Origin of the sequence: Streptomyces sp. NPDC050422, assembly GCF_044458665.1 — a bacterium.
Lineage (GTDB): Bacteria > Actinomycetota > Actinomycetes > Streptomycetales > Streptomycetaceae > Streptomyces.
This window is the reverse complement of record NZ_JBITIE010000006.1, coordinates 1-25,881: the sequence shown is the minus strand read 5'-3', so window position 1 is coordinate 25,881 and position 25,881 is coordinate 1. Positions and strand designations below refer to the sequence as shown.

Here is a 25,881-nt window from a genome sequence, read left to right as displayed (position 1 = left end):
CTGCTGTCCGCTCCAACGACGTCCCGCCGCCGCCGTTACGGCCGGACGGTGCCCGGGCGAGCAGCATTCCCGTACCGGAAGACGCCGGCCGGCCGCCGCGCACTGTTGCGTTCGCGCATCGTCATCGCCACAGTCGTGTTTTCACGGCAGGGTGTTGCGGGCAAGCCACTGGGGGCTACGGAAGAGGGGGAACCGTGATCGTCTGGATCAACGGTGCGTTCGGCGCGGGCAAGACCAGCGCCGCGCGTGAACTGATCGATCTGATCCCGAACAGCACCTTCTACGACCCGGAACTGACCGGCACGGGGCTGGGATCCCTGTTGCCGCAGAAGAAGCTCGCCGAGGTGACCAACTTCCAGGACCTCCCGATCTGGCGACGACTCGTGGTGGACACCGCGGCCGCGCTGCTCGCCGAGCTCGGTGGGGTGCTGGTGGTGCCGATGACACTGCTGCGACAGGAGTATCGCGACGAGATATTCGGGGGACTCGCCTCCCGGCGCATCGCGGTGCGTCATGTACTGCTCTCACCTGAGGAAACGATCCTGCGCCAACGGATCGCCCACCGCGTGGAATTCCCGGACGATCCGGAGACGGAGGACGGGACCGGGCAGTGGGCGTACGACCGCATCGAGCCCTACCGCTCGGCGCTCGACTGGATCACTCGGGACGCGCACACCATCGACAACAGCGCACTCACCCCCCGCGAGACGGCCGAAGTCATCGCCGAGGCCGTGCGCACCGGGGCGGCCCCGGCCTGCGAGATCGTCCAGACACCCGACCCCACGGCGGAGACCGTCGCGGCCGGCGTGCTGCTCTTCGACGAACACGGCCGGGTGCTGCTCGTCGATCCCACGTACAAGCCCGGCTGGGAGTTTCCCGGAGGCGTGGTCGAAGCGGGTGAGGCGCCGGCACAGGCCGGGATCAGGGAGGTGGCCGAGGAGATAGGGATCCGCCTCGAACGGGTGCCCGAACTCCTTGTCGTCGACTGGGAGGCGCCCCAGCCGCCCGGTTACGGAGGTCTGCGGCTGCTCTTCGACGGCGGGACGCTGCCGGGGGCGGACGCCGAACGGCTGCTGCTGCCCGGTTCCGAACTGCGGGGCTGGCGGTTCGTCACCGAGGAGGAGGCGGCCACCATGCTGCCCCCCACCCGGTACGAACGGCTGCGCTGGGCGCTGCGCGCCCGTGAGCGCTCAGCCGTGCTCTACCTGGAGGCCGGAATCCCGGTCGGCTGAGGCGCGCATGACCGCGACCGCGTCAGTGGTGAGGGGATCGCCGTGGCCGAAGCAGACCGTGGCCGCCTCCAGCGCGGCCAGCCGCCGGAACGAGGCCACGGCCTGCTCGCGGTCGATGTTGAACACACCCAGCATCACGCGCCCCGCCTCGGCGACGCAGTCACCCGTGAACAGCACCCCGTGCCGGGGCAGATGGACACCGATGGCTCCCGGGGTGTGGCCGGGGGAGTGGACCACCCGGGCCCCGCCGCCGAAGGGCAGCACCGCGCCGTCGGACAGCTCCGTGTCGACCCGGGTCGGCGGAGCCACGGGCACGGTCAGCCCGTGCTCGTACAGCGGGCGCTCCCAGTCGAGCAGCACGGGATCGCCGATCTCCTCCTCACCCCGGATCACCGGCGCGTCGAGCCGGTGCGCCAGGATCTGGGCACCGTGGCGGTCGGCGAGTTCCTGGGCCGCGCCGTAGTGGTCGCGATGCCCATGGGTGATGACGATCCGGGTGATGCGGGCGGGGTCGAGACCGAGGCCGCGCACCGCGTCCTCGATGGCCGGCGCCGCGTTCACGTCGCCCGCGTCGATCAGGGTCAGCTCGTCCCCGTCGCGCCAGAGGTAGGCCTGGCCGATCGGGAACCGGAACATGTGCAGCTGGGGAAGCACCTCGACGAGATCCATGCGCTGAACGTACGCAGCCCCGGGCGTCCGCCGCACGGATCTACGCTCTGGGCGAGGTTCGCCCTACGCGTAGCGGCCGGCCGGGAAGGGAGCGCGCCCCTTCCGGCCGGCCGCCTGGCTGTCTCAGACCGTCTTGGAGGCGGCGTAGTTCTGCAGGAACAGCGCCTCGGTGACCGAGAGCCGCTCCAGTTCCTCCGGGGACACGCTCTCGTTCACCGCGTGGATCTGCGCCTCGGGCTCACTCAGCCCGATCAGCAGCATCTCCGCCTCCGGGTACAACTCGGACAGTGCGTTGCACAGCGGGATCGAGCCGCCCATGCCCGAGGACTGCATCTCCTGGCCTTCGTACGCGATCCGCATGGCGTCCGCCATCGCGGTGTAGGCGGGGCTCGTGACGTCCGCACGGAACGGCTGTCCCTGGCCGACCTGCTCGACCGAGATCCTCGCCCCCCACGGGGCGTGCGCCCGCAGGTGTGCGGTCAGCAGCTTCGTCGCCTCGCCGGCGTCCTGGCCCGGCGGCACCCGCAGACTGATCTGCGCCCGCGCGTTCGACTGCACCGAGGGCATCGCGCCCACCACCGCGGGGCAGTCGATCCCGACGACCGTGACGGCGGGCCGCGCCCAGATCCGGTCGGCGACCGTACCCGTGCCGATCAGGCCGACTCCGTCGAGGACCTTGGCGTCCTTGCGGAACTGCTCCTCCGGGTACTGCAGGCCGTCCCACTTCTCGTCCGTCGTGAGGCCGTCGACGGTCGTCGTGCCGTCCTCGGCCCGCAGCGACGCCAGCAGCTGGATCATCGCGGCCAGGGCGTCGGGTGCCGCGCCGCCGAACTGGCCGGAGTGCAGATTCCCTTTGAGGGTGTCGAGCTGCACCCGCAGCATCGTCATCCCGCGCAGCGTCGAGGTGACGGTCGGCAGACCGACCCGGAAGTTCCCGGTGTCGCCGATCACTATGGTGTCCGCGGCGAGCAACTCCGGGTGCGCCTGGGCGTACTGCTCCAGGCCCCCGGTGCCCTGTTCCTCCGAGCCCTCCGCGATCACCTTGACGGAGACCGGGACCCCGCCGTTGGCCTTGAGGGCGCGCAGCGCGAGGAGATGCATGATGAAGCCGCCCTTGCAGTCGGCCGAGCCCCGGCCGAACCAGCGCCCGTCACGCTCCGTCAGCTCGAACGGCGGGGAGATCCAGGCGGACTCGTCGAGCGGCGGCTGCACGTCGTAGTGCGCGTACAGCAGCACGGTGGGTGCTCCGGCCGGGCCGGGCAGGAAGCCGTAGACGGACTGGGTGCCGTCCGGGGTGTCGAGCAGGGCGACATCCTGGAATTCCTCGGCGCGCAGCGCGTCGGCGACCCACTCGGCGGCCGCCTCGCACTCGCTCTTCGGGAACACCGCGGGATCCGCCACCGACTGGAAGGCCACCAGCTCGGCCAGCTCCGCCTTGGCGCGGGGCATCAGCGAGGCGACAGTCTCGGAAATCGGATGGGCGGTCATGGGCACGCTCCTCGTAGGTGCGACGTTATATGTACGTATCCGCGTACATGCGCGCCAGGAGTGCGGCGTTGCAGGTACGACGGAGGCTCGGCCGATCCTCCCACAGCAGGGCTCGGCCGCAGCGCGCCGTAGGATGCCGGAAGCAGCTTGGGCCACTGGTCGGATCGGGAGCAGAAGCACATCGTGAGCAGCGAGAACGCAGACGTCGGACATGAGCACGAAGAGTCGTCCGTGTGGGACGTCGTCGTAGTCGGCGCCGGACCGGCGGGAGCCTCCGCGGCATACGCGGCGGCGGTCGCCGGCCGTCGGGTACTGCTCCTGGAGAAGGCGGAACTGCCCCGTTACAAGACGTGCGGCGGCGGCATCATCGGGTATTCGCGCGATTCGCTGCCGCCCGGTTTCGAACTGCCCCTGCGGGACCGGATCCACGCGGTCACGTTCTCGCTGAACGGCAGACTGGCACGCACCCGCCGCTCCAGGCGCATGCTCTTCGGCCTCATCAACCGCCCCGAGTTCGACGCGGGCCTGGTCGAGGAGGCACAGAAGGCCGGTGCCGAACTGCGCACCGGGGCGACGGTGTCCCGGGTCGAGCAGCACGGTGCCGCGGTGCCCGACCGGCGCACGGTCGCGGTCGTGCTGTCCGGCGGCGAGACCGTCCTGGCGCGTGCCGTCGTGGGCGCGGACGGCAGCGCCGGGCGGATAGGAGCGCATGTCGGGGTGAAGCTCGACCAGGTGGACCTCGGTCTGGAGGCCGAGATCCCCGTGCCGGAGACGGTCGCGGAGGACTGGGCGGGGCGGGTGCTGATCGACTGGGGCCCCATGCCGGGGAGTTACGGCTGGGTCTTCCCCAAGGGCGACACCCTGACGGTCGGTGTGATCTCGGCGCGCGGTGACGGCGGCGGCACCAAGCGGTATCTGGAGGACTTCATCGCGCGGCTCGGCCTCGCGGGCTTCGAGCCGAAGATCTCCTCCGGCCATCTGACGCGCTGCCGCAGCGACGACTCGCCGCTCTCGCGCGGCCGGGTGCTCGTGTGCGGGGACGCGGCAGGTCTGCTGGAGCCGTGGACCAGGGAGGGCATCTCGTTCGCGCTGCGTTCGGGACGGCTCGCCGGTGAGTGGGCGGTGCGGGTCGCGGAGTCGCACGACGCGGTGGACGCCCGCCGCCAGGCGCTCAACTACGCGTTCGCCATCAAGGCGGGGCTCGGTGTCGAGATGAGCGTGGGACGGCGCATGCTGAAGCTCTTCGAGCGGCGCCCGGGCCTGCTCCACGCGGTGCTGACGGGCTTCCGTCCTGCTTGGAACGCGTTCGCGGGCATCACCCGGGGCACGACCTCGCTGGCCGAGCTGGTCCGTTCGCACCCGCTGGCGCAGCGGGCGCTGTCGGCGATGGACCGGTAGACCCGGGGGAGCACAGCCGCACGAGGGCCCGGCCGGATCGGGACGGTGCGGCGTTCCGGCCGCGGGCGGCGCTCGTCGGCCGCGGCCCGGCGCCCGTCGCCGTACGGCCGCGGGTCAGCTCTCGACGGCGATCCGGAAGACGGGGTGGTCGGGGCAGGCCGCCAGAAGTTCGGCGTCCGTGGACTTGGCCGTGATGCCCTTGAAGTACTGGTTGACCTCCCAGCCCCAGCGCTCCAGGTAGGCGCGGACGACGATCACCTTCTGCTCGTCGTCCGCGATCTCCACGGCCGTGAAGGCACGGGTCCTACGGCCCACCCGCAGCTCTCCGCCGCCAGCGGCCCGCATGTTGCGCACCCACTGCGAGTGGCCCCGTGCGGAGACGAGGTACTGCACGCCCTCGTAGGTGTGGAGGTTCACGGGAACCCGCTGCAACTGCCCGCTCTTGCGACCCCGCACCGAGAGCTCCTGCGAACCGAGCAGGCTGACCCCGTGCCGTGCCAGCCACCCGATGAAGCTGTTCATCCGGATGGTGAACGGGCTGCCCTGAAGGTAGTACGGCTGCGACATGGAGACCCCCACAGTTTGAGAGAGCGGTGCTCTCGCTTGAGATCAGTGTGCACGGAATTGGCGCTCAAAATCAAGAGCGCTGCTCTCGTTATTGGTCGGTGCTTCCGTCCCGTGGCAGACTGGCGGCCATGAGCGCTATCCGGGGAGCCAGGGAACGGGCCCGCATCGAGGTCACCGCCGCCATCAAGGACGAGGCGAGAAAGCAGCTCGCGGCCGAGGGCGCGGCCAAACTCTCGCTGCGCGCCGTGGCACGCGAACTCGGCATGGTCTCCTCGGCGCTCTACCGCTACTTCCCCAGCCGCGACGAGCTGCTCACCGCCTTGATCGTCGATGCGTACGACTCCGTCGGCGAAGCCGCCGAGCTCGCCCACCGGGCGGCGGTGGAAGAGGCGACGAAGGTGACCGCGCCTGCCCGGCCCGCTGCCGCGAAGGCCACCGCGCCTGCCCGGCCCGCCGCGAAGGCCACCGCAGCCAACCGGCCCGCCCTCCATCTGGCCCACTGGGTCGCGGTCGCGTGCGCGGTACGGGACTGGGCCCTCGCGCACCCTCACGAGTACGCCCTCATCTACGGATCACCGGTGCCCGGCTACACCGCGCCGCAGGTCACCATCGGCCCCGCGTCCCGGGTTCCCTACGTTCTGATGGCCGTCGTCGAGGGCGCGCAGCGCGAGGAGGGGCTCGCCCTGCCACCGCTCGCCGAGGAACTGCGCCCCGAGGCCGAACGGCTGGCCGCCGACCTCGCCCCGGGTCTGCCGCCGGCGGTGGTCGCGCCGTTCGTCGCCGCGTGGTCACAGCTCTTCGGGCTGCTGTCGTTCGAGATCTTCGGCCAGTTCAACCACGTGGTGGAGGCGCGTGAGGTCTTCTTCCGGCAGTCCGTGACGGAACTGGGCCGTACGGTGGGCCTGCTCGGCGACCGGAACTAGCAGCTCCGGAACCAGCAGCTCCGGAAGCAGCGGCCGGCAGTGGCCGGGGCAGGCGTCGGGGACACCGGCATGGGCAGCGGCCGGAGACGACCACGGCGGCCGGCAGCAGGCGCCGGCCCCGTTCGCCGTACTCCCCGGGGAGTACGGGTGATCACCACGCCCGGCGGACGCCCGGGCGCAGGTGCGCGGTCTAGCGTGGCGGGCATGGAAGAGCAGCGCGCACGGACAGGCGGCGGTCCTCCCGGGATTCGGGGTGGACCGTCGCGTCGGCCCCCCTGGGCGCGCGGCGGGCCGGGCGAACGGACGACCGGCCCCCGGACCCCGTGGGGCTTCTGGAGCCACGGAGAGCCGCCGCGCTGGCTGACGGGCGCCCAGGGGCGGTCCGCCAACCGGCTGCCCTGGGCGTCCACGATCCTGCTCGGCGTCGTCGTCATGGCCGGCTCGACCATCGCGGCCCACGGGCAGCTGGACGAGAAGGCCCCGCTCGACCTCTTCGCCCGGGTGCTCCTCCTCGTCGCCGTGGCGGTCCTGCTGTTCCGCCACCGCCACCCCGTGGTAGCCGTCTTCGGGGCCTCGGCCGCGGCGACGGTCTATCTTGGCGCCGGCTACCCGTACGGCCCGGTCTTCCTGGCCGTCGCGGTGGGCTGTTTCAGTGCCGTCGTCGCCGGATACCGGCGGGCCGCGTGGTCGGCGGTCGCCATGGTGTGGGTGGGGCACCTCGTCGTGGGCCACTGGCTCTACCGGTGGCTGCCTCCCGACGGCGACGCCGCGGCGCCCTGGGGGCAGGAAGTGGGCGTCGCCGCCTGGGTGGTGGCCATCGTCGCGGCCGCCGAGTTCGTCCGCGTACGCCGTGAGCAGTGGGCCGCACAGCGGGCCGAGCGGCAACGTGCGGAGAAGCGGCGGGCCGACGAGGAACGGCTGCGGATGGCCCGCGAGCTCCATGACGTCCTCGCGCACAGCATCTCCGTCATCAACGTCCAGGCGGGCGTCGGACTCGCCCTGCTCGACACCGACCCCGAGCAGGCCCGCACCGCGCTCACCACCATCAAGGACGCCAGCAAGGAGGCGCTCGGCGAGGTGCGACAGGTCCTGGACACCCTGCGTACGCCCGGTGACGCGCCCAGGGCGCCGGCCCCCGGACTCGACCGGCTTCCCGAACTGGTCGAACAGGCCGCGAGCGCCGGACTGACCGTCACCGTCGCTACGGACGGCGCACGCGGGGCCGTGCCGCCCGGCGCGGACCTGGCCGCGTTCCGGATCGTTCAGGAGGCGCTGACCAACGTGGTGCGGCACTCCGGGTCACGTACCGCGGAGGTACGGGTCGGCTACGGGCCGGGCCGCATCACGCTCCGCATCGACGACGAGGGGCCCGCCACCGGCACGGACGCCGGGGGCAGCGGCAACGGACTGGCCGGCATGCGGGAGCGGGCTGCGGCCCTGGGTGGCACGATCGAGGCGGGTACCCGGCCCGACGGCGGCTTCCGGGTGAGGGCCGAACTCCCGCTGCCGGCCGGCGGGGCGGCGCACCGGAAGGAGACACCGTGATTCGCGTACTGCTGGCCGACGACCAGCTGCTCGTCCGGGCAGGGTTCCGGGCCCTGCTGGACGCCCAGCCGGACATCGAGGTGGCGGGAGAGGCCGCCGACGGCGAGGAGGCCGTCCGTCTGGTGCGTGAACTGCGGCCGGACGCCGTGCTGATGGACATCCGGATGCCGCGCCTCGACGGCCTCGCCGCGACGCGCGCCATCACCAGCGACCCGGCGTTCGACGAGGTGAAGGTGGTCATGCTCACCACCTTCGAACTCGACGAGTACGTCTTCGAGGCGATCCGTTCCGGAGCCTCCGGATTCCTGGTCAAGGACACCGAACCGGAAGAGCTGCTGCGGGCCGTCCGGGCGGTGGTCGCCGGGGACGCACTGTTGTCGCCGGGCGTCACCCGCCGCCTGATCGCCGAGTTCGCGGCCCGGTCCAAGGAACCCGCCGAGGCGACCGCCCTGAGTGAACTGACCGACCGCGAGCGGGAGGTGATGGCGCTGGTCGGGATCGGTCTGTCCAACGACGAGATCGCACGCCGTCTCGTCGTCAGCCCGCTCACCGCCAAGACCCACGTCAGCCGGACCATGGTGAAGCTCGCCGCCCGCGACCGGGCCCAACTGGTCGTGCTGGCCTATGAGTCGGGGTTGGTGCGCCCGGGCTGGCTGGGCTGATCCGGCAGCACGGGAACGCGCCCGTCGACCTCGCGCTCGGTGGTGCGGCGCCCGAACCGCCACAGGACGTCGACGACGCGGCCGATGAAGACGAGTGCGGCCACGACGGTCGCGGCCGCGAGCAGTCCGGGACCCACACCGCCGCCCGGGGCCAGCAGGAGGGCGGGGGCGCAGACCACGACGAACGCCGCCCCTGCCAGCAGGGCCCCGGTCAGCACGGCGAAGCCGATCTCGACGGTCATGGCGTCGCGGTCCGCCTGGCTTCGGTGTTCCATGTCCGAAGTGTCACAGGTGCGGTGGCGGATGGACAAGGCCGCCCGCCGCGTGTCCCCGCGGTCTCAGGACCAGGTGACCGAGGAGTTCTCGCGCCACAGCCGGGCGAGGCCCGGGTCGCCGGTCACCGTGAGGGCCGTGAGCGACCGCCGGTTCCAGAGCGTGAGGTAGAGCTCCTCGGCGGTGGCGTTCAACTCGCAGTCCACGGGCGGAAGTACGGGCGGCGCGTCCTCGCGCACGGCTGCCGGCGGCTCGGTGGAGAGCCGTACGGTCCACACGGTGCCGGTGTCCGTCGCCCGCACGCGCAGGGTTCGCGGCGCATCGGTGCGCACCCTGCTCTTCGGCCGGGCGTGGAAACCGCGCAGCAACTCGTCGACGCCGTCCACCGCGTGGCCGGACGCCACGGGGGAGAGGGGCCCGCCGCGTGCGGACTCGGCGTCCACGCGGTGGATCGTCGTCTCGTGCGCCTGCCGCCGTGCCCAGAAGGCCAGGGGTGACGGCGCCGCGAAGAAGGCCCAGCACTCCAGGTCCTGCGGTGCGCGCTCCAGCGCCTCCACCAGGCGCAGGTGTCCCGCGCGGAACCGGTCGAGCAGCGCCGGCCCGTCCAGGTCCGGCTCCCCGGCGTCGGGGACGTACGAGGTGTGGCCCTCGGTGACGAAGGCGGCCGCCCAGGTGTGCACCATCGCGGTGTGCCTGAGCAGGTCGCGCACCTGCCAGCCCGGACAGGTCGGCACCGGTGCGCCGGTCCCCGCCTCCTGGGCCGCGTCCGCCAGCAACCGACCCTCGGAGGCCAGGGACTGTATGTGCTCCACGATCTTCATGGCAGGGATTGTGCCAGGGGCTCAGGCGCTCCGGGGGCGGGTCCGGCCGGTCCGGCCGCGGCCGCCGCGCAGCAGGCGGGCGAACCAGCCCAGCGCGAGCGACTGCACCAGCACGGACACCACCAGTGCCAGGTAGAACAGCCAGTCCGGCGCCGCCGAATCCGCGCCCAGCATCGCACCACCGGCGAAGAAGACGAAGACGGTCGGCGCCGCCAGGAAGAAGAGCCACACCCCGGCGAACGACGCGTCCTCATGGGCGATGAACAGCGTGTCCACCGTGACGAACACCGCGGTCGCCGCTACCACGCCCAGGTAGACCAGCGACGTGGCGTTGCCGAAAGTGAGGCGTGCGAGCGTGTGGAGGTGCTGCTTGGTCAGGACCGGCTTGTTCATGGCGTGCTCCCCGTCGATGTCCGACGACCTCACCCGCGACAGCGTGCGGGAGGTCGTTACGTCTCCATCCTGCGACGGGAGAACCGTTCCTGCCTGAGTACGGCTACTCATTCGATCATGTGTGCGCCGCATTGCGGGCTCCGTAACCCAGGGCCGCCGCGGCGATCGCCAGCAGCGCCACCGTGGTCAGGGCCACGGGTAGGGAGAACCAGTCGGTCAGGAAGCCGATGGCGGGCGGCCCGAGCAGCATCCCGCCGTAGCCGAGCGTCGAGGCCGCGGCCACTCCGCCGGGGCCGGCCAGCTCGCCTGCCCTGCCGACGGCCACCGGGAAGATGTTCGCCAGACCGAGTCCGGTGACGGCGAACCCGAGGAGGGCGAGCCAGGTGGTCGGGGCGAGCGAGCCGAGCAACATCCCGGCCGCCGCGGTGCCGCCGCCCGCGACCAGGGTCCGGGTCTGCCCGAGCCGCTCCAGCAGTGCCGTGCCGGTGAGCCGGCCCGCCGTCATGGCGAGCGCGAACAGCGAGTAGCCGGCCGCCGCGATCCCTGGGTGGGCGTGCAGGTCCTGCTCCAGATGAAGGGCGCCCCAGTCGGCCAGGGCGCCCTCGCCGTACGCGGTGCAGAGCGCGATCACGCCGAACAGGATCACCACACGGCGCGTCCGTCCGCTCAGGCGCTGGGGGCCCGCCTCGCCGTCGGCCGCCGTCGGGGCGGGCTTGAGCGACGGGTACCGCAGCAGGACCGGGCCCGCGAAGGCGGTGACGAGCAGTCCGATTCCGGTCAGGCAGAGCAGGTGCGCGGAGGGCGAGAGGCCGCCCGCGACGAGGCCGCCCAGCCCGGCGCCGATCATGCCGCCGAGGCTGAACGCGGCGTGGAAGCTGGGCATCACCGGGCGCCGCAGAGCGGCGACCAGATCCACCGCCGCGCTGTTCATCGCCACGTTCATGCCGCCGTACGCGGCGCCGAACACCAGCAGTACCAGCCCGAGCGAGAGTGCCGAATGGGTCTGGGCGGGCAGGGCGATGCTGAGCGGCAGCAGAACGCCGCAGACCACGGCCACCGGATGGCTGCCGAAACGGCGGCAGAGCCGCCCGGTGAGCATCATGGTGATCACGGCACCGGCGGATACGCCGAGAAGTGCGAGGCCGAGGGTGGAGGCCGAGGCGCCGGTCTGCTGCTTGATGGCCGGGATGCGGACCACCCAGCCGGCGAAGAGGAACCCGTCGAGGGCGAAGAACACGGTCAGCGCGGTACGGAGGCGTGTCGATGAAGGTGGGGCGGTGTTTCCGCCCGGTCCCCCCGGCAGTGCCGTCCGCAGTTTGTTTAGTTGCGGCACAAAGTCAGCATAGGGGCCCGCGGACGGCGGGCGCAAGACGGCCGTCCACCGGGCCCGGGCGGCGTGCCGGGCGCGGAGGTTCCACGCCGTGGAGCGGCGTGGCGCGGCGGGGAGAGCGGACGCCGCGGCGTCGGCACCACCTCCGGATCATGGGAGACTCGCCCCCATGAACGGCAAGGGGACCACCACCCGGACGAAGTTGGAGAGGGGCCGCAGCGCGCTCGGACCCGCGCTGGAACTGGTCCACACCGGACGCGCGCCCACCCGCGCCGTCCTCACCTCCGAGCTGGGTGTCACCCGTGCCACCGCCGGAGCGGTTGCCGCGGAACTGGAGGCGCTCGGCCTGATCCAGGTCGACTCCAGCCCCGGCTCGGCCGCCGGATCGCAGGGCCGGCCCTCGCACCGGCTGGCCGTGCGCGAGTCCGGACCCGTGGCCCTCGCCGCCCAGGTGCACGCGGACGGGTTCCGGGCCGCGCTGGTCGGGCTCGGTGGCCGGCTCGTCGCGACCGCGCCCGGCTGCGTCACCATCACGGCCGACCCCGCCCAGGTCATCGGCGAAGTCGTGGACGACTGCGCACGGCTGCTGCGCGACAGTGGCCTGCGCTGCGTCGGGGCGGGCCTCGCGGTGCCGTCCGCCGTCGCCGAGCCGGAAGGCACCGCCCTCAACCCGCTCCACATCGCCTGGCCCGCCGGCGCCCCGGTCCGCGAGATCTTCGCCACCTGCGTCCGCGAAGCGGGCATCACCGGACCGGCGTTCACCGGGAACGACGTCAACCTCGCCGCTCTCGCCGAGCACCGTCACGGAGCCGGGCGCGGGGCGCAGCACCTGCTGTGCGTCGCCACCGGCCACCGCGGTGTCGGCGGCGCGCTCGTCCTGGACGGCCGTCTGCACACCGGGAGTTCGGGACTTGCCCTGGAGGTCGGCCATCTCACGGTCAACCCCGAGGGCCGCCCCTGCCACTGCGGCGGCCGCGGCTGCCTCGACGTCGAGACCGACCCGCTCGCCTTCCTCACCGCGGCCGGACGTGCCCCCGGCCCCGAGGAGTCACTGCTCAAACAGTCCGGGGACCTGCTGCGCAACGAGTACGGCGACGCGGCGGTGCGCAACGCCGCCGAGGAGCTGATCGACCGGCTCGGCCTCGGGCTCGCCGGACTCGTCAACATCCTCAATCCGGACCGCATCATCCTCGGCGGGCTGCACCGCGCCCTCCTGGACGCCGACCCGGAACGGCTGCGAGCGGTGGTCGCGGACCGCAGCCTGTGGGGGCGAAGCGGCAGTGTGCCGATCCTGCCGTGCACCCTCGACCACAACAGCCTGGTCGGCGCGGCGGAGCTGGCCTGGCAGCCGGTGCTGGACGACCCGCTGGGCGCGCTCGCCTGAGGATTGGACGGCATTGCGGGGCGGCACTCCTCCCCCTTCAGGCGATCTGCGCCGGTGTCTCGAACGCGAACGCCCGTGCCGGGTTGGTGATCAGCATGTCGGTCACGGCCGCTGCCCCCAGTACCTCGGTCAGCCGGGGGCGCAGCCGGTTCAGCAGATGCGGCATGCCGGGGGTCTCCGACACGGTGGTGTCACCGCCCAGCAGCAACTGCCCGCCGAAGCCGGCGCCGGCCAGTGCCGCGAGCTCCTCGGGCAGCCGCCAGTCCGTCGCGTGGTGGGCCCGCGACGGCCCGTCGAACGCGAGGAACGCCCCGGCCCGCGCCACCTCCCGCTGCGCGGCACCGTCGGGCGACCGGCCGAGGTGCCCGAGGATCACGCGGTGCGGCGGGACGCCCAACGTGCCGCACAGCAGGTCGAGTACGTCCTGCGCTGCCGTGCCCAGCTCCAGGTGGACGGCGATCGGCGCCCCGGTGCGGTGATGTGCCTCGGCGGCCGCCGTCATGGTGAGCCGGGCGTGGGCGTCGAGCGCGTGGAAGGCGCCGGCGACCTTGATCAGCCCTGCTCGCACCGTAGTGGAGCCGATCCCGTCGGTCAGCTCCGAGACGAACAGCGAGGCGAGGTCGTCCCGGATCCGGTCGAGCACCGCGGCCGGGTAGTGCACGGCCTGGTGCAGACCCGTCGCCGCCACCACATGTGTCCCCGTCGAACGGGACAGTTCCGCCAGCACATCGGCACGGCGCCCCATACCGTACGGCGTCCACTGCACCACGGACCGGCCGCCGAACCCGCCGAAGGCCCGCAGCCGTTCGGCCGCCGCGACGGGGTCGTCGAGCTCCTGGCCCGGCAGTACGGGACTGCGCAGGAAGAGATGGTCGTGCGCGTCGCACACACCGAGCCCGTCCGCCGGGATGTCCCCGAGGACGGTGCGGACCGCGGCTACCACTGGCGCCCCGTCCCGAGCTGATCGCGCTCCGGCCGGCTGAGGTGGAGCACCTCGTAAACGTCGCCGGCCTCCTGCGGTGCGGGGTGGTCCCAGAGCGTGAAGTGGAGCAGTTCCCAGTGGCGTGGGTCGACGGCCAGAGCCGTGGCGACCGCGCCCGGCGTCTTGGCGAGGCGCCGGCTCTGCTCCACCGCGGCCCCTATCGCGTCCCCCGGAGCGATCGAGGGCGGGACGGGCGAACGGAGGCGGGTGGCCGAGCGGGGGAACGTGGCCGAGGACGGCCCCTCCTCGTACGACAGGCCGGCCCAGTGCTGCACCTCGGGGCGCCCGAAGTCCCGCACGATGCCCTGGAATCCGGGCCCCCACAGGAAGGAGTTCATGCCCTCGGGCGAGCTCCAGAGATAGAGCGGCGCGTACTGGTTGACCGGGGAGTGCTCGCCGCGCTCCCGCATCAGGTACGCCTTGATGCCGAGCCCCGGGAAGGCGTCCATGAGGTGGCCCTTCGTCGCGACCCGGTCGCGGATGACGCCCATGTCGTACTCGGCGGGCAGAGCGGCATGGACACTACGCCATACTAGGATTGAACCCCCGGGGAGGACTGCATGTCTCAAGAGATCGACCTCTACCTTCGCAAGTCCAAGATCACTCGAGAGCGGGACCGCGCGCTGACGTTCCGCGCGCAGGAGAGTCGCGGACGACGGTGGGCGGAAGAGCACGACTACACGGTACGCAAGGTGTGGTCCGACAACCTGAGCGCGTACAGCGACTCCACGCGCCCGGAGTTCGACAAGGCGATTTCAGCGCTGGGCGCCGACGAGGTACCTGCGCTGTGGTGTTACGCACTGGACCGTTTCTCGCGGAAGGGGGCGGGGTCTGTTCTCCCCCTCCTGGATTCGGGCAAGCGACTCGTATTCGACTACGAGCGACTGGACTCCGCCGAGCCTCGCGACCGAAAACAGATCATCAACCGCGCTGAAGAGGCGCGCGAGTATTCAGAACTCCTGTCCCATCGTGTGCTGGACACCAAAGCGCAGCAGCGCGAGGAAGGCGCCTGGCTAAGCGCGGCCCCGTACGGGTTTGAAATCTCCGACCCGACGTCGCGGAAACTGAAGCACAGCAAGGCGTGGCCCACCGTGCTGCGCATCTTCGAGGAAACGGCGGAGGGGAAGTCCGGGCGCACGATTGCAATGGGGCTGACGGCCGACAATAAGCCCGCGGCGAATGGCGGTCCGTGGGGCGGCTCCACCATTCACCGCATCATCCAAAGCCCGGTGTATGAAGGGTGGCAGGCGGTAGCACTCGTCAAGGGAGGGCGGTCGATCGCCTACCGGAACCGTCGGGGCGAACGTGTCTCCGTTCTTGCTGATGACGTAGAGCCTGTGCCTCCGGAACTCGTCAAAGCCGCGCGACTGGCAGTCGCAGGCCATTCCGTAGTGGCGCCGGAATACCGCAGCCGAAAGCCTAGACACCTTCTGACGGGGCTGCTGACGTGTGAGGGCTGCGGAGGAGGCACGGCCATCCACGGGCGGTCCTACAGGTGCTACCGCTACACGGTGGGGCAGCCCTGCCCGCGTCCTGCGTCGGTCATGCGCTCGCTGCTGGAGAGCTACGTGTACGACGAGTGGCAGGCGGCCATTCTGTCGGCGCGCGTTGACGATGCCAGCCCGCTGATGGTCGTCGTGGCGGAGCGCTGGGTGGCTCTGACCAAGCCGGAGGAGACAGAGGAACATCGAGGGGCGCTGGCGGCCGTCAAGGGTGCCGAAAAGGCGCTTGAGCAGCTGGCCATGGACCGCCGGGCCGGCGTGTACAGCGGCGCCATGGGGAGGTTCTTCCCGCGGCTTGTCGAAGAGGCGGAGGCAGACCTAGCGGTAGCGTCGGAGCGGGCGGCGGAGTACGGCGGGCCGGTCAATCTGGCGCTGTTCGACGAGCCGGAGACTATGAGCGAGGCGTGGCAGGCTGCCGACGCTGACCTCCGTCGGGACCTGATCCGCCTCGCCATCGACCGGGTGACGATCACCCGCGGAGCACGCGGGCGTCCGTTCGTGGGTGACGAGCGCTGTGTGATCAAGTGGGCGCAGCCTGAAGACCGCCTTTAGATAATGGGGAGGTAAAGCTTCGAGAGGGCTTTGCGGCCTCGTCGACCCTCTCGTCGCGCCTCCTCCGCCCCCTCGTCGACGTCGCCCGCAGCCTCTGTTGTCCACAAGCGCCTGTGGACAACTACAGTGAGTGCTGATGAGGGGTCAACTCGTCGCGCTGCGTACCTGCTTGCGTGCCAGACTGGCCAAAAGGACGAACTAACCCCCTATTTTCCTTTCTCCTTGACGCGCGTTAGAGAGAAGTAAAATAGGGGGTTAGTTTGTCTTTTTGTCCAGCGGTCTGTCCGCGCCGGATCGGGGGCGGAGGAGGATCCCGCGTCACAAGCGCCCTATAACTGAGGTAAGAACAGGAAGCGTTCTCGCTTCCCTCCTGCGCCCGACGTCGCTCCTTCGCTCCCGTACCTCTCCTCCGGTTGAGCAAGTTGCAGCGACGTCGGGCGTCACATCTTGCCTCCATCGCCCCATAACTAAGGGGAGGGGAGCGCGAGGCGCCCCAGAACCTGAGGGGCTCCGATGATCCATCCCACGTGCTGTGACGATGACTGCCAGAACCTGGCGGAGGTCGGCCCGCGCTGCCCTGCGCACGCTCTCGCCCGATACCGCGCGCAGGTCGTGCGGAAGGTGCAGCCGGCGGAGGACTGCACCACCGAGGGGTGTGTGCGGTTCGCCCGGAGCGACGGGAAGTGCGCACGGCACCGGGCGCGCTGAGCATCAACTAGAACTTCAGGACGAGGGTGGCGACGCCGGCGAGTGGCGCGGTGTTCCCCTCGTCCTGAGCAGTATCCCCGTTGACGCCGTGCGCGAACGACGGGGTAGGACGAGGCGGAGTGATGCGCACGCTTGCGCGGTAGCTCAGTCTGGCAGAGCAGCCCTCAGCGACTTTCAGTCGTTGGGGGTGACGTCACGGGTTCAAATCCCGTCCGCGACGCTTCGTCCCGCTGGCGTGCACACCCAATGAGCCTTCGGGTTCACGTCCCTGCCCCAGAGAGCGCGGCGAGTCGCTACGGCGCATCTCGCGTGGCGCTCGCATGCTTCCGTAGCTCAGCGGTTAGAGCGTCCGCCTGTCGAGCGGAGGGGCGTCGGTTCGAATCCGATCGGGAGCGCTGACGAGGCGAAGTCCGGAAGAACGGGGATGGCGGCATGTCCGTGCGGTCCGCCGGACGCCTCGGCTTCGACGTCACGCACTGTCGGACCCGCCGATTGGCGACCGGGAGCCAGCCTCTGACGTCGCACACCTTTCGTAGCTCAATGGCTAGAGCCGCGCGTTGTGGTCGCGCTGATCCCGGTTCGACTCCGGGCGGAGGGACGACCGAAAGCAGGTCCCGGCAGTGTGCCCGGTTAACGCACACACGGTCCCGTAGCTCAGCCTGGATAGAGCGCCGTGCTACGAACGCGGAGGGCGGAGGTTCAAATCCTTCCGGGACCACTGACGGACGGACGTAGGCGAGGGGAAACCATCGCACCCGGAGAACGGTCCGGTGACACTGCGGCCGACGTCAATCGGATGTAGCTCAGTGGCAGAGCAGCGGTCTCCAAAGCCGCCTACGGGGGTCCGATTCCCTCCATCCGGGCATAGGGCCGTCCCGTGCTGCGACTAGCTAGCGCGCGGCCTAAGTAGCAGCTCCCGACGTGCGGCCAGAAGCGCTCTGGACCGCACGCGTGGTCCGCTGTGGCTGTCCGACGGCGGGGCCCGGACAGCACCTTCGGGGTGTGGCGCAGCTTGGTAGCGCGCCTGCTTTGGGAGCAGGAGGCCGTCAGTTCGAACCTGGCCACCCCGACTTGATCCAGCGTCCGGACCTTCCGGTCACAGGGCTCCGCTGGAGGCAGAGACCGGCCCCGCTCACGGTGACGAGCACTCACCCGTGAGTGGGGCTGCGCAATTTCCAGGAGGAGCGATGGTTCGCATGCTTGGCGCGGCAGGATTCGCCGGCTCCGGCTGCTCTCCGCGCTGTCGACGCACGCACACGCCCCGTCCGAAGTACGACGTTCGGGCGATGCGCGTGCGCGAGGAACGCTCCTGGCGCCGCGAGTGGGCGGACGAGGACGTCACGCACCGACGCGCCTGAACGTCAGGTGCGTGCGGTCGCCGGCTGGATGGACCTCCCGAAACTGAAGCTTCCAGCCTGCCATTTCGACGCGGGTGATCAGCTTCTCCGGGTTGTGAATGCCACCGACGGCAACGCGCTCATGGACCGTCAGCCCCTTCTTGTACGCCTTCAGGGCGACACGGTCGGGCGTGAGCGGCGCAGGTGCGCCAGCGATGTGCTTCCCGAACAGCTTGAACTCCACGACGTCCCCCGAATCTTGAGCAGCCCCCTGCCGCGAATGACCTGAGCGTACGCGCGAATCCCTACTGGAGGTGGCGAGATGGCGGCATGGACGGGATCTGACCGCCGGGCCAGGCTCCCGAAGAACTGGGCATCGCTGCGTAGGCGCGTACTGCGTCGCGACAATCACTCATGCATGGCGCTCTTCTCCGACGGCCGACGATGTGGCCTGCCTGCGAATCAGGTGGACCACATCGAGGCAGGAGACGATCACCGCATGGAGGCGCTACAGAGCCTGTGCTCCTGGTGCCACACCCAGAAGTCCAGCAGTGAGGGAGGCACAGCAGCCACCCTCACACGGGCCTCTGTGCACAGGCCCCCTTCTGTACACCCTGCCCTGGAGGACTGATGAGAGCAGTACTACAGCGCTTCAGCGCCAGTCTGTGGGGGATGTGCAGGCCCTACGCACGTGGTGGGCTGTTGCCTACCACCACCCCGCGCACGCATGTGCACGTGATGGTGGGTGAGGAGCGGTGGTGCAGCGTGGTGCGTACTCGCAGGAGTGAGCGTGGGCCTGAGGTAGTGGTGTTCCCGCCCTCACACAGGCTCCCATGAGCGGCGCCCACGTGGTGCTGGAGGAGGCAGAGGACACAGGCGAGGATGGACTCAGCGTCACACGAGTGATCGTCAACGGCGTTGATGTTGGTCGACTTGCGAAGCCTCCGAAGATCGCAGTCGGAACTCAGGCTGACCGAACGCTGACGACAGTGACGATCACGCTTGTGCCGGCTCGCCTGGAGATCAAGGGCGAGCACGCTGACGGTGATCGTCGCGAGAGTCGAGCCGGATTCACTGCCAAGATCATGTGATCAAGATCGTCCGACCATGATCACCCAGGGGGGTATCCCCATGATCAAGACTATGAAGACCGTAAGTGTGCTGGGCCTCGCTTTCTGTACGGGTCTGGGGACTTGAAATCAGGCTTCCGAGCCGGCCGCCCTGGTAGGCCGTCAGGTGCCCGCACAGCGCCTCCTGGAGGCATCTGAGGGGCGCGGGAGGCGTCAAAGTGTGACTCGCCGGCACAGCGGGTCGACGACATCAGTGCAGGTGGGAGGCTTGAAAGTGTGACCGGCCCCTACTACACTGAACCCATGACCCGAACCTGTGCGATGTGCCCCGCGGAGCTGCCGATCATGGCGCGCTCCCACACACACGCACGTGCTCGCCTCGGTGCCGGAAGGCGCTTTCGCGCGCATCTAAGACTTCGCTCCCCGTGGAGCTGACGACCCGCGACAGGTGGGTTCGACGCTCCTCCACGAAGGTCCCGCTCACGGTTGCCGGCATGGCAGCGTCCAGCACGGACCCGCGGACGTGGAGCAGCTACACCGAGGCCGTGAAGTCGACGGCCGGCGTCGGGACGGGATTCGTCCTATCCGACGTCGACGACGTGGTCTGTATCGACCTGGACCACTGCCTTGACCGGCTCACCGGGCGACTCGCCCCGTGGGCCGCAGCTATCGTGCGTGACGCGGGCACCACCTACGTAGAGGTGTCCCCGTCCGGCGACGGGCTGCACATCTGGGGTCGCGCGGACGTCCGACAGGGACGCCGCATTCGACGTCCCGACGGTACGGCCGTGGAGATCTACGGAACCGGCCGGTACATCGCAATGACGGGGCGCCGACATGGCTCCTGTCCGTCGATCCTCGCTGACCTTTCCGCGGTGGTGACCAGGCTGACTGTGAGTCGGTGACCTACTCGCGATCCTGGCCGCGGATGACGTTGCGCAACGAGCGAATAGCTCGAACGGCCTTCTCCGCCTCTTTGCAGACGCTGGGGACCTTGCGCAGTGCGGTGACGAGAATCCACGTCAGCGCACTGACAGATGCCACGACTAGCGCCGCCAGTCCGTAGATGTCCATCCGGTCTGTCAACCCCTCTATACGGGGTCGGACCGGGCATGGGCGCGCTCGATCCGACCCATGCTCACTACGGCATGGTCGAACCGAGTTCGTCCCCTGACAGCGTGCGTCAGTGATGGGAAACCCAAGCACTGGTACACGGCACGAGCTCGAAAGTGTCCTACGACGCTGGCAACCAGCCTCTTCCGTTGCGCGGCAGGGGCAGTCAGGAGCCCCTACAGCGTCTTGAACTCTAGCAGAGCAAGGGAGGATTCATGGCCGGACGAGGCCCCACCCCCAAAGACCCATCCAAGCGCCGCCGGCGCAACGCCGCGGAGCCGGAAACGGTAATCACCCAAGACGACGAACTTCGCGGCCCTGAGCTGCCGGAGGGTGTCCTAGGCGTCAACACCAAGACCGGTGAACTCATCGAGTGGCACCCGATGACGCAGGCGTGGTGGCACGAGTGGCGGACGTCCCCACAGGCGCAGACGTTCACGGGAACTGACTGGTCGTTCCTCGTCGACACGGCGCTGATGCATCACGCGATGTGGGAGAAGGGTCAGTGGACCCTAGCCGCTGAAGTCCGCCTCAGAGCAGCCAAGTTCGGCGCCACGCCGGAGGACAGGGCACGCCTGAAGCTCAAGGTCGACGAGCCCACCGCACGCCCGCAGGCGCCCGTACAGGCCCCTCAGAACGTCTCAGACATCAACTCACGGCGAGCGAGGCTGACCGGACAACTCCAGAGAGGGGGCGCCGATGCCGCACGTCACAGTACGCGCCCCCGGACACGATCGCTCGCGCTCTCTGGGCTGGCTTGCGGTCGCGTGGATGGAGTACTTCGTTGTTCACGGCCCTGGCGACGTCCAGGGCATGCCTGTTTCCCACGGAGACGAGTACACAGGTTTCGTCGTCGACTGCTACGCACTGGGCGAAGGCGGCAAGGACGACGGTCGCATGATGTACGACTCCGCGTTCTTCTCCCGCCCGAAGGGCTGCGACAAGTCCGGTCTGGGCGCCAGGCTCGGTCTCTTTGAGGCTCTTGGCCCCTGCCGCTTCCTCAACTGGGCGGAGGGCGGCGAGGTCTACCGCGATCCATGGGGGCTCGGCTTCGAGTACGTCTACGAGGCCGGCGAGCCGATGGGTCGCCCGGTCACCGTGCCGTATCTCCGGATCATGGCTACCGAAGAGGGCCAGACCGGCAACGTCTACGACACGGTCTACTTCAACCTGACCGACGAGGCAGCGCGCCTCAGCCACGTTCCGAACGTGGACCCCGGTCTGACGAAGATCAACTTTCCCGACGGCGGAGAGATCACACCGTCCACTGCCTCGTCCTCCTCGAAGGACGGCGGTAAGGAAACGTGGGTCTGCTTCGACGAGACCCACCTCTACAACACCCCCGAACTCCGGCGCATGTACGCCACGGTGACGCGTAACCTCCGCAAGCGTGCATCGTGCGCTCCTCAGGAGTCGGTGGCGTACGTGAGGGAGTCAGGCGGCGTCGGGGCGGGGGCCAGCAGTGCGAGCAGGCCGCGGGTGGCCGCGTCGAAGGCGTCCGTCGAGCCCGAGGCGCGGGCCAGCACGTAGCCGCCCTGCACGGTCGCGACGATCGACGCCGCGATGTCCGCGGGTACCAGCGGACGGTCGAACTCGCCGCGTTCCAGGCCCTCCTGGACGATCCCGGCGAGCCGGCCGCGGAGCCAGGCGATCGTCTCGTCGACGGGTGCCCGCAGCTCGTCGCTCGCGATGACCTCGGGGTCCATCGTCAGCCGCCCCACCGGGCAGCCGCGCAGCACGTCGCGCTCACGCAGCAGATAGCCCGAGATCCGCTCGTACGCCGAACCGGGCGCGTCCAGCAGCCGGCCCGCCGTCCCGCGCAGCTCCTCGGCCGTGCGGCGGATGGCCGTCAGCGCCAGATCCGGCTTCCCGGCGAAGTGGTGGTACATGCTGCCCTGGCCCGCGCCCGCATGCTGCTGGATGGCCTTGGGGCTGGTGCCCACGTAGCCGCGCTCCCACAGGAGCTCCTGGGTGGCTGCGATCAGACGGTCCGAAGTGCTCATGCAGCCACTGTACATACCAGTAGGTACAGAGTCGGGATCCCGGCGCGCGGCGGCCGGGAGCAGCCACAGGACCGCCATCTACTCCCGGCGGGGTACGCGCACTGCCGCTGGCCGTACGACGACGCGGACCCCCCTGCGGAGACAGGCTCGGTGGTGACAGGAAAGCGTGCATCCGCACTGTGAACCGAGGAGCTGACCGAGATGAACACCCTGGCCTTCGACGGCGGACCCGGACCGTGGGTCCTCCTCTTCCCGCTCGTCTGGGCAGCCGTCGTCATCACCGTCGTCACCGTCCTGCGCCGCACCGTATGGCGCGGCCGACGCGGCCCCTGGCAGGCCCGCATGACGCAGAACGGCCCAGCCGAGCCCTCACCGATCACCCTGCTCGGACGGCGCTTCGCCGCCGGCGAGATCGACGAGGACGAGTACTGGCGCCGCCTCTCCGTCCTCGACGAACAGTTCGGCATCCACGGCAAGGGCGGTGCGGCATGACCACCACCGTTCCCGCCACCGGCACCATGGCCGCCGCCCGCGTCGTCGACGCGGTGAAGGTCTACGGCACGGGCGACACCGAGGTCAGGGCCCTGGACGGGGTGAGCGTCGACTTCCCGGCCGGCCGCTTCACCGCGATCATGGGGCCCTCGGGCTCCGGCAAGTCCACGCTGATGCACTGCGCCGCCGGACTCGACACCCTCACCTCCGGCACGGCGTTCATCGGCGACACCGAACTGGGGGCGCTCGACGACCGCAGGCTCACCCTGCTGCGCCGCCGGCGCATCGGCTTCGTCTTCCAGGCCTTCAACCTCCTGCCGACGCTCACCGTCGCCGAGAACATCACGCTCCCCATGGACCTGGCGGGGGAGAGCCCCGACCGGGCCCGGCTGGACGCGATCGTCGACACCGTCGGACTGCGTGACCGGCTGCACCACCGGCCCAGCGAACTCTCCGGCGGCCAGCAGCAGCGCGTCGCCGTCGCCCGGGCCTTCGCAGGGGACCCCGACGTCGTCTTCGCCGACGAACCCACCGGCAACCTCGACTCGCGCGCCGGCCAGGAGGTGCTCCGGCTGCTCGGCCGCACCGTCCGGCAGACGGGCCGCACCGTCGTCATGGTCACCCACGACCCGGTCGCCGCCGCGCACGCCGACGAAGTCGTCTTCCTCGCCGACGGCAGGCTCGTCGACCGGATGCCGGACCCCACCGCCGAACGCGTACTCGACCGCCTCAAGGCCTTCGACCCCGCGCCGAGCACCCAGGGGACGCCATGACCAGCACCCGCGCCTCCGTGCGCATCAGCCTCTCCTCGCTCCGCACCCACCGGCGCCGCTTCGTCGGCACCCTGACCGCCGTCCTGCTCGGCGTCGCCTTCCTCGCGGGCACGCTCGTCATGGGGGACACGCTGCGGGCGAGCTTCGACACGATGTTCGGCAACGCGGCCGGCGGCACCGACGCCGTCGTCCGCTCCACCAACGTCGTCACCGTCTCCGGCGAGTCCGAGGGCACCCGGCAGCCCGTGAGCACCGTCCTGGTGCAGCGCATCCGGCAACTGCCCCAGGTCGCCGCCGTCGCCCCCGACATCCAGGGCGCCGGCCAGCTGATCGGCGCCGACGGCAAACCCATCGGCGGCCAGGGGCCGCCCACCCTGGCCGGAAACTGGATCGACGACCCGAAGCTCAACCCCTACCGGCTGACCGAGGGCCATGCCCCGTCCGCACCGGGTGAAGTCGTCGTCAACCGCGGCACCGCCGACAAGGGCGGGCTGAAGATCGGCGACACGACCGTCCTGCGCACCCCCGACCCGGTCCGCGTCACCGTCGTCGGCCTGGCCACCTTCGGTGGCGAGGGCGGCATGGGGCAGGTGACGTACACCGGAATGACGCTCGCCGACGCCGAGAAGCACCTCACCCCGAAGCCCGGCCAGGCGTCGAGCATCCTGGTGCGGGCCGGTCCCGGCACCGGTCAGCAGGAACTCGTCGACGCACTGCGCCCCGTGCTGCCCCCGGACACCGAGGCCATCACCGGACAGGCCTCGGCCGCCGAGAACCAGGACATGATCTCCGGCGCCTTCCTCAGCCTGTTCACCACGCTGCTGCTGGTGTTCTCCGGCATCGTGCTCCTGGTCGCGACGTTCTCCATCCACAACACCTTCGCCATCGTCGTCGCCCAGCGCACCCGGGAGAACGCCCTGCTGCGCGCACTCGGCGCGTCCCGCCGGCAGATCCTCGGATCGACCCTGACCGAGGCGACCGTCGTCGGCGTGATCGCCTCCGCGGCCGGCCTGGCCGTCGGCATCGGGATCGCCGCCGGCCTCCAGGCGCTCTTCCCCGCGATCGGATTCCCGTTCCCCGGGGGCTCCCTGGTCATCAGCGGGGTGTCCATGCTGCTGCCGCTCGCGGTCGGCGTCCTCGTCTGCGTCGGCTCTGCCCTGGTGCCCGCCGTCCACGCCGGACGCACCGCACCTCTCGCCGCCCTCCGCGAGAGCGCCGTCGACGACTCGGCCGCCTCCCGGACGCGTGCCGTCACCGGGCTCGGACTGCTGCTCGCCGCGATCGCCGTGATCCTGACCGGCGCTCTGGCAGACCCGTCCGTCTGGCTGTCGGCAGCCGGCGCGGTGCTGGCACTCGCCGCCTTCGTCGTACTCGGCCCGGTCGCCTCCTCCTTCGCCGTACGGATTCTCGGGGCGCCGCTCGGGCGGCTGCGCGGCGCCACCGGGCACCTTGCCCGGCGCAACGCGCTGCGCAGCCCGAAGCGGACCGCGTCGACCGCGACCGCCCTGATGATCGGCGTCGCGGTGGTCTCGCTCTTCACGGTGTTCGGCGCCTCGCTGAAGGCCACCATGAACCAGACCGTCGACCGTTCGTTCGCCGGCGACGTGGCCATCAGCGCACCGTCCTTCGGCGCCGGCGGCAGCGGGCTCAGCCCCCGGCTCGCCCCGGCCGTCGGCCGGCTGCCCGACGTGGCCACCGCCGTAGGCCTCGGCAAGGGTGTCGCGGAGGTCGACGGCTCCGGACGCGCGCTCACCGTCACGGACCCGGCCGCGCTCGCCGCGGTCCTCGACCTCGGCAAGGTCGACGGGTCGATGAAGGCGCTGGGTACGAACGGCATCGCCGTCTCCGGCACGGAGGCGGGCAAGCGAGGGCTGCACGCCGGGTCCACCGCACGGCTCACCTTCACCGACGGCAAGGAGCGGACCTTCACCGTCCGGGCCGTGTACGCACAGTCGGAACTGGCGGGCGACTACGTCATCACCCGCCAGGCCTGGGCTCCGCACCGCGGTCAGGACTCCGACTCGCTGGTTGCCGTGTCCTTCAAGGACGGGGTGTCCACCGCGGACGGTAAGGCAGCGGTCGAGAAGGCCTCGGCCGCGTACGGGAACCCGGACGTGCAGACCCGCGGCGAGTACGCGCAGTCCTCGGCCGGCGGCATCGACATGATGCTCACCCTGGTCTACGCGCTGCTGGCACTCGCCGTCCTGATCGCCCTGCTCGGCATTGCGAACACCCTCACCCTGGCCATCCACGAACGCACCAGGGAACTGGGCCTGTTGCGGGCCGTCGGACAGACCAGGAAGCAACTGCGGGCCATGGTCCGCTGGGAATCCGTCCTGGTCGCCGCGTTCGGCACGGCCGGTGGTCTCCTGCTGGGCGGCTTCCTCGGCTGGGTCCTGGTCAAGGCGTCCGAAGGCGCGGGCGACACCCCGTTCGCCTTCGCCCTCCCACCGGTGCGGCTGCTGGTGATTGCCCTGGTGGGCATCGGCGCGGGCGCGCTGGCCGGCTGGCGGCCGGCCCGGCGCGCGGCGCGGCTGGATGTGCTCCGCGCCATCGCCACAGACTAGGGCCAATGCCGTTCGGTTAGCCCTCTGACGGGTTTGGCAACGTGCTGATCTCGATGTGGACGGTGGTCCTGCGGGTGCGGTGGTCGATGTCGCGGCC

General features: G+C 70.6%; 24 protein-coding genes and 6 tRNA genes. 18 read left to right on the top strand and 12 right to left on the bottom strand.

Annotated features, from left to right (window positions below):
* The first annotated feature begins 194 nt into the window (after window positions 1–194).
* The gene (locus ACIBJG_RS10040; RefSeq protein ID WP_399306380.1) at window positions 195–1,232 is read left to right on the top strand and encodes an NUDIX domain-containing protein; all 1,038 of its coding nucleotides are present in this window, start codon (window positions 195–197) and stop codon (window positions 1,230–1,232) included.
* Here the strand turns inward: ACIBJG_RS10040 and ACIBJG_RS10035 are convergent.
* Both ACIBJG_RS10035 and ACIBJG_RS10030 read right to left on the bottom strand, forming a co-directional pair.
* The gene (locus ACIBJG_RS10035) at window positions 1,191–1,901 is read right to left on the bottom strand and encodes an MBL fold metallo-hydrolase (protein WP_399306378.1); all 711 of its coding nucleotides are present in this window, start codon (window positions 1,899–1,901) and stop codon (window positions 1,191–1,193) included. The genes ACIBJG_RS10040 and ACIBJG_RS10035 overlap by 42 nt on opposite strands.
* 123 nt (window positions 1,902–2,024) lie before the next feature.
* Window positions 2,025–3,389, bottom strand: a complete 1,365-nt coding sequence (locus ACIBJG_RS10030) for a dipeptidase (RefSeq protein WP_399306375.1) — start codon at window positions 3,387–3,389, stop codon at window positions 2,025–2,027.
* Between the two features lie 183 nt (window positions 3,390–3,572).
* Between ACIBJG_RS10030 and ACIBJG_RS10025 the strand changes: the two genes are divergently transcribed.
* The gene (locus tag ACIBJG_RS10025; RefSeq protein WP_399306372.1) at window positions 3,573–4,787 is read left to right on the top strand and encodes a geranylgeranyl reductase family protein; all 1,215 of its coding nucleotides are present in this window, start codon (window positions 3,573–3,575) and stop codon (window positions 4,785–4,787) included.
* Window positions 4,788–4,901: 114 nt separating this feature from the next.
* On the opposite strand, the gene ACIBJG_RS10020 is transcribed toward ACIBJG_RS10025, so the two are convergent.
* Window positions 4,902–5,354 carry a nitroreductase family deazaflavin-dependent oxidoreductase gene (locus ACIBJG_RS10020; protein WP_399306370.1) on the bottom strand — a complete coding sequence of 151 codons (453 nt, stop codon included), beginning with the start codon at window positions 5,352–5,354 and terminating at the stop codon, window positions 4,902–4,904.
* 128 nt (window positions 5,355–5,482) lie between these two features.
* On the opposite strand from ACIBJG_RS10020, the gene ACIBJG_RS10015 reads away from it, so the two are divergent.
* The 3 genes from ACIBJG_RS10015 (at window position 5,483) to ACIBJG_RS10005 (ending at window position 8,484) form a co-directional block, all read left to right on the top strand.
* On the top strand, window positions 5,483–6,277 hold the full coding sequence (locus tag ACIBJG_RS10015; protein WP_399306367.1) for a TetR/AcrR family transcriptional regulator: 795 nt from the start codon (window positions 5,483–5,485) through the stop codon (window positions 6,275–6,277).
* A 204-nt stretch (window positions 6,278–6,481) separates the two neighbouring features.
* A complete protein-coding gene (locus ACIBJG_RS10010; RefSeq protein WP_399306364.1) occupies window positions 6,482–7,822 on the top strand; it encodes a sensor histidine kinase in 1,341 nt (446 codons plus the stop codon).
* Complete coding sequence (locus ACIBJG_RS10005) at window positions 7,819–8,484, top strand: response regulator (protein ID WP_399306361.1); 666 nt, start codon at window positions 7,819–7,821, stop codon at window positions 8,482–8,484. Before ACIBJG_RS10010 ends, ACIBJG_RS10005 begins: the two co-directional genes overlap by 4 nt.
* On the opposite strand, the gene ACIBJG_RS10000 is transcribed toward ACIBJG_RS10005, so the two are convergent.
* From ACIBJG_RS10000 to ACIBJG_RS09985, 4 genes are all read right to left on the bottom strand, one after another.
* Window positions 8,445–8,759, bottom strand: a complete 315-nt coding sequence (locus tag ACIBJG_RS10000) for a DUF6332 family protein (RefSeq protein ID WP_399306359.1) — start codon at window positions 8,757–8,759, stop codon at window positions 8,445–8,447. The genes ACIBJG_RS10005 and ACIBJG_RS10000 overlap by 40 nt on opposite strands.
* A 63-nt stretch (window positions 8,760–8,822) precedes the next feature.
* A complete protein-coding gene (locus ACIBJG_RS09995; protein ID WP_399306356.1) occupies window positions 8,823–9,578 on the bottom strand; it encodes a maleylpyruvate isomerase family mycothiol-dependent enzyme in 756 nt (251 codons plus the stop codon).
* Window positions 9,579–9,599: 21 nt separating this feature from the next.
* A complete protein-coding gene (locus ACIBJG_RS09990) occupies window positions 9,600–9,971 on the bottom strand; it encodes an SCO4225 family membrane protein (protein WP_399307183.1) in 372 nt (123 codons plus the stop codon).
* Between the two features lie 115 nt (window positions 9,972–10,086).
* Window positions 10,087–11,208 (bottom strand): MFS transporter, encoded by a 1,122-nt coding sequence (locus ACIBJG_RS09985; RefSeq protein WP_399306353.1) that lies wholly within the window; start codon window positions 11,206–11,208, stop codon window positions 10,087–10,089.
* Between the two features lie 262 nt (window positions 11,209–11,470).
* Between ACIBJG_RS09985 and ACIBJG_RS09980 the strand changes: the two genes are divergently transcribed.
* Window positions 11,471–12,685, top strand: coding sequence for an ROK family protein (locus ACIBJG_RS09980; protein ID WP_399306350.1), 1,215 nt, complete (start codon window positions 11,471–11,473; stop codon window positions 12,683–12,685).
* Window positions 12,686–12,722: 37 nt separating this feature from the next.
* Here the strand turns inward: ACIBJG_RS09980 and ACIBJG_RS09975 are convergent, their stop codons facing one another.
* Together ACIBJG_RS09975 and ACIBJG_RS09970 are read right to left on the bottom strand one after the other, a co-directional pair.
* Window positions 12,723–13,628: a phosphotriesterase gene (locus ACIBJG_RS09975; protein WP_399306347.1), complete on the bottom strand. Its 906-nt coding sequence runs from the start codon at window positions 13,626–13,628 to the stop codon at window positions 12,723–12,725.
* A complete protein-coding gene (locus ACIBJG_RS09970; protein WP_399306345.1) occupies window positions 13,622–14,158 on the bottom strand; it encodes a DUF4865 family protein in 537 nt (178 codons plus the stop codon). Before ACIBJG_RS09970 ends, ACIBJG_RS09975 begins: the two co-directional genes overlap by 7 nt.
* Before the next feature lie 69 nt (window positions 14,159–14,227).
* On the opposite strand from ACIBJG_RS09970, the gene ACIBJG_RS09965 reads away from it, so the two are divergent.
* The 7 genes from ACIBJG_RS09965 (at window position 14,228) to ACIBJG_RS09935 (ending at window position 17,499) form a co-directional block, all read left to right on the top strand.
* Window positions 14,228–15,721, top strand: a complete 1,494-nt coding sequence (locus ACIBJG_RS09965; protein WP_399306342.1) for a recombinase family protein — start codon at window positions 14,228–14,230, stop codon at window positions 15,719–15,721.
* An 843-nt stretch (window positions 15,722–16,564) separates the two neighbouring features.
* Window positions 16,565–16,649, top strand: a tRNA-Glu gene (locus ACIBJG_RS09960).
* A gap of 102 nt (window positions 16,650–16,751) precedes the next feature.
* A tRNA-Asp gene (locus ACIBJG_RS09955) sits at window positions 16,752–16,824 on the top strand.
* 131 nt (window positions 16,825–16,955) lie between these two features.
* Window positions 16,956–17,027: transfer RNA gene (locus ACIBJG_RS09950), tRNA-His, on the top strand.
* 45 nt (window positions 17,028–17,072) lie between these two features.
* Window positions 17,073–17,147: transfer RNA gene (locus ACIBJG_RS09945), tRNA-Arg, on the top strand.
* A 74-nt stretch (window positions 17,148–17,221) separates the two neighbouring features.
* Window positions 17,222–17,292 (top strand) — tRNA-Trp (locus tag ACIBJG_RS09940).
* Between the two features lie 133 nt (window positions 17,293–17,425).
* Window positions 17,426–17,499: transfer RNA gene (locus ACIBJG_RS09935), tRNA-Pro, on the top strand.
* Window positions 17,500–17,767: 268 nt separating this feature from the next.
* On the opposite strand, the gene ACIBJG_RS09930 is transcribed toward ACIBJG_RS09935, so the two are convergent.
* Entirely contained in the window at window positions 17,768–18,010 is a 243-nt protein-coding gene (locus ACIBJG_RS09930) for a hypothetical protein (protein WP_399306339.1), read from the bottom strand.
* Window positions 18,011–18,599: 589 nt separating this feature from the next.
* Between ACIBJG_RS09930 and ACIBJG_RS09925 the strand changes: the two genes are divergently transcribed.
* Window positions 18,600–18,857: a hypothetical protein gene (locus ACIBJG_RS09925; protein ID WP_399306336.1), complete on the top strand. Its 258-nt coding sequence runs from the start codon at window positions 18,600–18,602 to the stop codon at window positions 18,855–18,857.
* Between the two features lie 404 nt (window positions 18,858–19,261).
* Window positions 19,262–19,741, top strand: coding sequence for a bifunctional DNA primase/polymerase (locus tag ACIBJG_RS09920; RefSeq protein WP_399306333.1), 480 nt, complete (start codon window positions 19,262–19,264; stop codon window positions 19,739–19,741).
* 1 nt (window position 19,742) lies between these two features.
* Here ACIBJG_RS09920 and ACIBJG_RS09915 read toward each other — a convergent pair whose 3' ends face one another.
* Both ACIBJG_RS09915 and ACIBJG_RS09910 read right to left on the bottom strand, forming a co-directional pair.
* Window positions 19,743–19,910, bottom strand: coding sequence for a hypothetical protein (locus ACIBJG_RS09915; protein WP_399306330.1), 168 nt, complete (start codon window positions 19,908–19,910; stop codon window positions 19,743–19,745).
* Between the two features lie 1,445 nt (window positions 19,911–21,355).
* On the bottom strand, window positions 21,356–21,952 hold the full coding sequence (locus ACIBJG_RS09910) for a TetR/AcrR family transcriptional regulator (RefSeq protein ID WP_399306327.1): 597 nt from the start codon (window positions 21,950–21,952) through the stop codon (window positions 21,356–21,358).
* Between the two features lie 201 nt (window positions 21,953–22,153).
* Here ACIBJG_RS09910 and ACIBJG_RS09905 point away from each other — a divergent pair, with 201 nt between their 5' ends.
* The 3 genes from ACIBJG_RS09905 to ACIBJG_RS09895 are packed head-to-tail and all read left to right on the top strand — an operon-like array spanning window position 22,154 to window position 25,784.
* Window positions 22,154–22,444, top strand: a complete 291-nt coding sequence (locus ACIBJG_RS09905) for an SHOCT domain-containing protein (RefSeq protein WP_399306324.1) — start codon at window positions 22,154–22,156, stop codon at window positions 22,442–22,444.
* Window positions 22,441–23,217, top strand: coding sequence for an ABC transporter ATP-binding protein (locus tag ACIBJG_RS09900; RefSeq protein WP_399306322.1), 777 nt, complete (start codon window positions 22,441–22,443; stop codon window positions 23,215–23,217). The genes ACIBJG_RS09905 and ACIBJG_RS09900 overlap by 4 nt, the downstream gene beginning before the upstream one ends.
* A complete protein-coding gene (locus tag ACIBJG_RS09895; protein ID WP_399306319.1) occupies window positions 23,214–25,784 on the top strand; it encodes an ABC transporter permease in 2,571 nt (856 codons plus the stop codon). Before ACIBJG_RS09900 ends, ACIBJG_RS09895 begins: the two co-directional genes overlap by 4 nt.
* Window positions 25,785–25,881 lie beyond the last annotated feature (97 nt).

Coding starts and splice junctions, on each gene's coding strand:
- ACIBJG_RS10010 (WP_399306364.1), top strand. CDS start 6,482: ATGGAAGAGCAGCGCGCACGGACAGGCGGCGGTCCTCCCGGGATTCGG.
- ACIBJG_RS10020 (WP_399306370.1), bottom strand. CDS start 5,354: ATGTCGCAGCCGTACTACCTTCAGGGCAGCCCGTTCACCATCCGGATG.
- ACIBJG_RS09980 (WP_399306350.1), top strand. CDS start 11,471: ATGAACGGCAAGGGGACCACCACCCGGACGAAGTTGGAGAGGGGCCGC.
- ACIBJG_RS09910 (WP_399306327.1), bottom strand. CDS start 21,952: ATGAGCACTTCGGACCGTCTGATCGCAGCCACCCAGGAGCTCCTGTGG.
- ACIBJG_RS10035 (WP_399306378.1), bottom strand. CDS start 1,901: ATGGATCTCGTCGAGGTGCTTCCCCAGCTGCACATGTTCCGGTTCCCG.
- ACIBJG_RS10000 (WP_399306359.1), bottom strand. CDS start 8,759: ATGGAACACCGAAGCCAGGCGGACCGCGACGCCATGACCGTCGAGATC.
- ACIBJG_RS09965 (WP_399306342.1), top strand. CDS start 14,228: ATGTCTCAAGAGATCGACCTCTACCTTCGCAAGTCCAAGATCACTCGA.
- ACIBJG_RS10030 (WP_399306375.1), bottom strand. CDS start 3,389: ATGACCGCCCATCCGATTTCCGAGACTGTCGCCTCGCTGATGCCCCGC.
- ACIBJG_RS09995 (WP_399306356.1), bottom strand. CDS start 9,578: ATGAAGATCGTGGAGCACATACAGTCCCTGGCCTCCGAGGGTCGGTTG.
- ACIBJG_RS09990 (WP_399307183.1), bottom strand. CDS start 9,971: ATGAACAAGCCGGTCCTGACCAAGCAGCACCTCCACACGCTCGCACGC.
- ACIBJG_RS09970 (WP_399306345.1), bottom strand. CDS start 14,158: ATGGGCGTCATCCGCGACCGGGTCGCGACGAAGGGCCACCTCATGGAC.
- ACIBJG_RS09905 (WP_399306324.1), top strand. CDS start 22,154: ATGAACACCCTGGCCTTCGACGGCGGACCCGGACCGTGGGTCCTCCTC.
- ACIBJG_RS10015 (WP_399306367.1), top strand. CDS start 5,483: ATGAGCGCTATCCGGGGAGCCAGGGAACGGGCCCGCATCGAGGTCACC.
- ACIBJG_RS09915 (WP_399306330.1), bottom strand. CDS start 19,910: ATGGACATCTACGGACTGGCGGCGCTAGTCGTGGCATCTGTCAGTGCG.
- ACIBJG_RS09925 (WP_399306336.1), top strand. CDS start 18,600: ATGAGCGGCGCCCACGTGGTGCTGGAGGAGGCAGAGGACACAGGCGAG.
- ACIBJG_RS09900 (WP_399306322.1), top strand. CDS start 22,441: ATGACCACCACCGTTCCCGCCACCGGCACCATGGCCGCCGCCCGCGTC.
- ACIBJG_RS09895 (WP_399306319.1), top strand. CDS start 23,214: ATGACCAGCACCCGCGCCTCCGTGCGCATCAGCCTCTCCTCGCTCCGC.